The 2,568-nt window shown below is 41.0% G+C and carries 2 protein-coding genes and 1 pseudogene; all 3 read right to left on the bottom strand.

Annotated features, from left to right (window positions below; all coding sequences use genetic code 11):
• On the bottom strand, positions 1-808 hold an 808-nt coding region (gltX, locus tag HT698_RS10030; protein ID WP_173264412.1), incomplete at its 3' end, for a glutamate--tRNA ligase.
• 127 nt (positions 809-935) lie between these two features.
• Positions 936-2,285, bottom strand: a complete 1,350-nt coding sequence (locus HT698_RS10025) for a glucose-6-phosphate isomerase (protein WP_000018268.1) — start codon at positions 2,283-2,285, stop codon at positions 936-938.
• Between the two features lie 168 nt (positions 2,286-2,453).
• A pseudogene (locus HT698_RS10020) lies at positions 2,454-2,568 on the bottom strand (gamma-glutamyl-gamma-aminobutyrate hydrolase family protein); the annotation flags it as partial.

Below are 2,568 nucleotides of genomic sequence, written 5' to 3'. Positions count from 1 at the left end.
AGTCTTCGATAAACTGAAGAGTATTAGTATCACGTTTAGATAACTTCTTACCAGTTTCAGAATTGATAATCAAGGTCATGTGACCGAACTCTGGAGCTTCCCAACCAAGGGCTTCATAAACCATGAGCTGTTTTGGTGTGTTGGCAATGTGGTCGTCTCCACGGATAACATGGGAGATTTGCATATCATGGTCATCGATGACAACGGCAAAGTTGTAAGTTGGGTAACCGTCTTTCTTTTGGATAACCCAGTCACCACCAATATTGCCACCTTCAAATTCAATATCGCCTTTAACCATATCATGCCACTTGTAGATACCTGACTCATTGACAGCCAAACGAACCGTTGGGATGATTCCTGCTGCTTCACGTTCTGAGATGTAAGTCGCTTTTTCCTCTTCACTCATGCCAAGGTATTCATTTACGTAGCGAGGTGTTTCACCAGCTGCTTCTTGGCGTTCGCGTTCAGCCGCTAATTCTTCTTCTGTAACATAAGATTTGTAAGCTTTTCCTTCAGCTAATAGTTGGTCAATGTATTTTTGATACAAGTCCAAACGCTCAGACTGACGGTAGTTTTCATGTGTTTCTGGACTTTCATCCCAATCCATGCCCAACCAACGAAGGTTTTCAAGCTGTGAACGTTCACCATCTTCGACATGACGTTTACGGTCAGTATCTTCGATACGGATAATAAAAGTTCCACCATGATGACGGGCGTAAAGATAGTTGAACAATGCTGTACGAGCATTTCCGATGTGTAGTAGTCCTGTTGGACTTGGTGCGTAACGTACGCGGATATCTTTTGACATAGTTTCTCCTATAAAGTCTCTAGGCGTCTGCCTTTTTGCTCTCTATATTATATCACAAGTCTTGGCTGAGTCCAATTTCTATGGATAAAGAGAGTAAAAAGAGTGGGCAAGCCACTCTTTTCTTCTATTATAGACGTGCGTTAAGTTCTTTGCTCAATTCTTCAAATCCTGGTTTTCCAAGAAGGGCAAACATGTTACGTTTGTAAGCTTCAACACCTGGTTGGTCAAATGGGTTGATAGCATTCAAGTAACCTGAAAGAGCGATAGCCAATTCGAAGAAGTAGATAGTGTAACCAAGAGTGAAAGCGTCTTGCTCTGGAAGAGTCACATACATGTTTGGTACATCACCATCTGTGTGGGCAAGAAGAACACCATCAGTCGCTTTTTTGTTTACAAAGTCAACGTCTTTTCCTTGAAGGTAACCAAGTCCGTCAAGGTCTTCTTCCAAGCTAGGGATAATCACGTTTTTACGAGGTTTGTCAACACGGACAACTGTTTCAAACATGATACGAGTTCCTTCTTGGATAAATTGACCAAGTGAGTGCAAGTCAGTTGAGAAGTTGGCTGAAGTTGGGTAGATACCTTTTTGGTCTTTTCCTTCTGATTCACCAGCCAATTGTTTCCACCATTCTGAGAAGTATTGAAGTGATGGCTCGTAGTTTACCAAGATCTCAGTTGCATAGCCTTTACGGTAAAGGATGTTACGAACTGCTGCGTATTGGTAAGCTTCGTTTTCAGAGATTTTGTCTGAAGTGTAGTCTTTGCGAGCTGCATTCGCACCTTCCATAAGGGCTTTGATGTCAGCTCCTGATGCAGCGATTGGAAGCAAACCAACTGCTGTCAATACTGAGAAGCGTCCACCGATGTCATCTGGAACAACAAATGTTTCCCAGCCGTTAGCATCTGCTTCAACCTTAACAGCACCTTTTTGGCGGTCAGTTGTTGCATAGATACGTTTGTTGGCTTCTTCTTGACCGTATTTCTTAACCAAGAGTTCTTTGAAAACACGGAAAGCGATAGCTGGTTCAGTTGTTGTACCTGATTTAGAAATCACGTTTACTGAGAAGTCTTTGTCTGCAACATACTCTACCAAGTCAGCAAGGTAAGTAGATGAGATTGAGTTTCCAGCGTAAAGGATTTGTGGAGCTTTACGTTCTTCTTTTGTTTGCAAGTTAGCAAAATGGTGGTTCAAGAAGTCGATTGCTGCTTTGGCACCAAGGTAAGATCCACCGATACCGATTACAACCAAGACATCGCTGTCTGATTTGATTTGCTCAGCAGCTTTCAAGATACGGTCAAATTCTTCACGGTCGTAGTTTTCAGGAAGATCCAACCATCCCAAGAAGTCGCTACCAGCACCAGTTCCTTTACGGATCAATTCATCTGCTGCTGTTACTTGTGATTGCATGTATTCCACTTCATGTGGTGCAACAAATTTGTCTAAGACTTTTGAATAATCAAATTTAATATGTGACATGTTATTCCTCCAATATTTCTTCTTTTCTATCATAACGCTTACCTTCGTTTTTTTCAAGTTTTTTATCGAATTTCTCCAATTTTTATCAGAATTCAAACGTTTGCGTAAAATCCCACATTCCAAAAATTTTGAAAAAATAAAAGAAAGAACGACTAGATGTTCCAGTCGTTACAGTTCATTCAATAAATACTCAAATAATTCTAAATTGCCATCTTCTTCATTAACCAGAAACTCTGGATGCCACTGTAAACCGATAATGCGGTGCTCGTCGATAGACTCAATC

The organism is Streptococcus sp. 3109 (assembly GCF_013276905.1).
Lineage (GTDB): Bacteria > Bacillota > Bacilli > Lactobacillales > Streptococcaceae > Streptococcus.
The sequence above is the reverse complement of the archived record's forward strand: the minus strand, read 5'-3'. Positions and strand labels throughout refer to the sequence as shown.